The organism is Mesorhizobium sp. M0571, assembly GCF_040320985.1.
In the GTDB taxonomy this organism is placed as follows: domain Bacteria; phylum Pseudomonadota; class Alphaproteobacteria; order Rhizobiales; family Rhizobiaceae; genus Mesorhizobium.
Map to the genome: position 1 here is coordinate 1 of NZ_JAMYQT010000122.1, position 2556 is coordinate 2556.

2 protein-coding genes and 1 pseudogene are annotated in these 2556 nt (G+C 61.9%); all 3 read left to right on the plus strand.

The genetic code is table 11. The features are described from left to right. Positions 1 to 49: 49 nt before the first annotated feature. A pseudogene (locus tag NKI85_RS38140) lies at positions 50 to 259 on the plus strand (DUF5372 family protein); the annotation flags it as partial. A gap of 55 nt (positions 260 to 314) precedes the next feature. Further along, on the plus strand, positions 315 to 488 hold the full coding sequence (locus tag NKI85_RS37535) for a hypothetical protein (protein ID WP_352453895.1): 174 nt from the start codon (positions 315 to 317) through the stop codon (positions 486 to 488). Next, positions 469 to 2520, plus strand: a complete 2052-nt coding sequence (locus NKI85_RS37540; RefSeq protein WP_352780915.1) for a recombinase family protein — start codon at positions 469 to 471, stop codon at positions 2518 to 2520. The genes NKI85_RS37535 and NKI85_RS37540 overlap by 20 nt, the downstream gene beginning before the upstream one ends. The last annotated feature ends 36 nt before the right edge of the window (positions 2521 to 2556 follow it).

Genomic DNA, 2556 nt, shown 5'->3' on the forward strand with positions numbered 1-2556 from the left:
CTGCTCAAAACAACGACATACTGCCCGCCAACATCCCGAAGAAGGGCGGATTTACTATCCATTTCATCCGCGCTGCGGTGAGATGGTGCTCATTCTGAAGCGCTATGCGTACCGTGGTACCGATTTGGTGGTCATTGCGCAGCCTGACGGCTCCTTTGCCTGCATACCGGCTTGGATGACGCGCGAGACGGCGACGCACTTCAAGCTGTCGGCGGAGCCGCAGTTTTCCCTTGGGGCCTTGCAATCTCTGCGCGCTGAGATCGATGCGCTTCTAGGATTTCTCCAGTCCGACTCAATGATGGAGAAAGATCGCAATGAAGCGCCAATTCGAAAGTCCCCAGCCAAGCCTGTTCGAAGAAGGCGAGCCAAGCGTTGTGCTGACACGGGCACAGGAGATCGAGCTGACGATGCTGGTGGAGACGCTGCTGCGCGAGATCGCGATGGCTCTGGCAAACGGGGGGATCGCAGATGACCAAGATCACAGCTGAGCATCTTGCGCGCAGTGCCTTCGTCTATATCCGTCAGTCGACGGCCGATCAGCTTATGCACAATCAGGAGAGCCAGCGCCGGCAATACGGACTCGCCGATCACGCTCGCCAGCTCGGCTGGGCGAAGATCGAGGTCATCGACGATGATCTCGGCCGCTCGGGCGGCGGCATCAATCGACCAGGTTTCGAGCGGCTCCTGGCGGCGATCTGCGAAGGGCATGCGGGCGCCGTGTTCGCGATCGAGGCGTCTCGGTTGGCGCGCAACGGCCGCGACTGGCATACGCTGATCGAGTTCTGTGGATTGGTCGGGACCGTCATCGTCGACGAGGACGGAATCTACGATCCTCGGCATCCCAATGATCGGCTATTGCTTGGTATGAAGGGCACGATGAGCGAGCTCGAGTTGTCACTGTTCCGTCAGCGCTCGCAAGAGGCACTGAAGCAGAAAGCCCGCCGGGGCGCGCTGTTCCTCGGTGTCGCCGCCGGCTATGTGAAGACCGGGCGCGAGCGGATCGAGAAGGATCCAGACCAGCGCGTGCAGGACGCGTTGAGGCTGGTGTTCGCGAAGTTCGCCGAGCTACAGAGCGTGCGGCAGGTCCATATGTGGTTCAGAGACGAAGGCATCGCTTTGCCCGTTAAGTCGCATGACGCAGAGGGGCGCTTCATCGCCTGGAAACTGCCGCTCTACAATACCGTGCACAACATTCTGACCAACCCGGTCTATGCGGGTGCCTATGCCTTCGGGCGCACGACAAGCAAGGTCATCATTGAGGAGGGCCGCAAACGCGTGCGCCGCGGGCTGCGGCGCCCTCAGATGGAATGGGACGTCCTGCTTAAGGACCAGCACGAAGGCTACATTCCGTGGAGCGAGTTCGAGAGTAACCAACAGGTGATTGCCAATAACGCAATCGGCAAAGGCAGTGCCACCGCCAAAGGAGCGGTACGGCGCGGGGAGCTGCTTCTCGCGGGGCTTCTGCGTTGCGGCCATTGCGGCCGTAAGATGTATGTCGCTTATAGCGGCAAGGCGGGGCGCTATCACTGCCGGGGTGCGCTCGTCAATCATGGCACCGAGCGGTGCATCTCGTTTGGCGGCTTGCGCGCCGATGAGGCTGTCGGCGCCGCGGTTCTTGGTGCCTTGAAGCCGCTCGGCATCGACGCCGCGACCAAGGCGCTCGAGGTTCAAGCGAGCGAGACGTCAGCCGCACAAAGGCAGCTAGAGCTGGCACTGCAGCGGGCGCGTTACGAGGCTACCCATGCGCGTCGGCAATACGATGCCGTCGACCCGGGCAATCGTCTGGTCGCTGGCGAGCTGGAGCGCCGCTGGAACAAGGCGCTTGAAGCCGTGCACGAGATCGAAGGCGAGATTGCCGCGCTCGAGGCGCGAAGACCATCTCTGCTGGGAGAGAAGGAACGGGATCAGCTGATGCGGCTCGGCGCCGATCTGGACCTCGCCTGGTCGCACCCGGCAGCAACATCTGCGACGCGCAAGAGGATCGTTCGCGCAGCCTTGCGCGAGGTCGTCGTCCGTATCGAAGGTGGCGTCATCGAGATGGTCCTGCATTGGCAGGGAGGGGACCACACCGCATTGAAGTTGAAGATGAACACCGTCGGCAAGCATCGCTGGACAGTCCCCGAGGATACTTTGACGCTGGTTCGCGAGCTGGCGCGTCTGATGCCCGACCGCCAGATTGCGCGGCTCCTCAATCGAGCCGGCAAGCCGACAGGGCGAGGCAACGGCTGGACCCAGGCGCGGATCTGTTCGTTCCGCAGCCATCACGGCATTGCCGTCCACCGCGCCAGCGAATGGGCTGAGCGAGGCGAGATTACGCTTGAAGCTGCCGCGCAAATCATGGATGTGAGCGTGATGACGGCGCTGCGCATGGCCCGGCTCGGCATCATCAAAGGGCGGCAAGTGTGTTATGGTGCGCCCTGGGCGTTCAAGACGGCGGATATCGCCGCCTATCGCATGCAGAATGCGCCGCAGCGCCCGCTAACAGCCGATCCCGCTCAACAGCGCTTTGATTTTCAATGACATAGAAAGTGAGCATTATGACGCGTGGCTGCTCGG

Excerpts from the sequence above, each read along its gene's own strand:
- NKI85_RS37535 (WP_352453895.1), top strand. The coding sequence starts at position 315 with ATGAAGCGCCAATTCGAAAGTCCCCAGCCAAGCCTGTTCGAAGAAGGC.
- NKI85_RS37540 (WP_352780915.1), top strand. The coding sequence starts at position 469 with ATGACCAAGATCACAGCTGAGCATCTTGCGCGCAGTGCCTTCGTCTAT.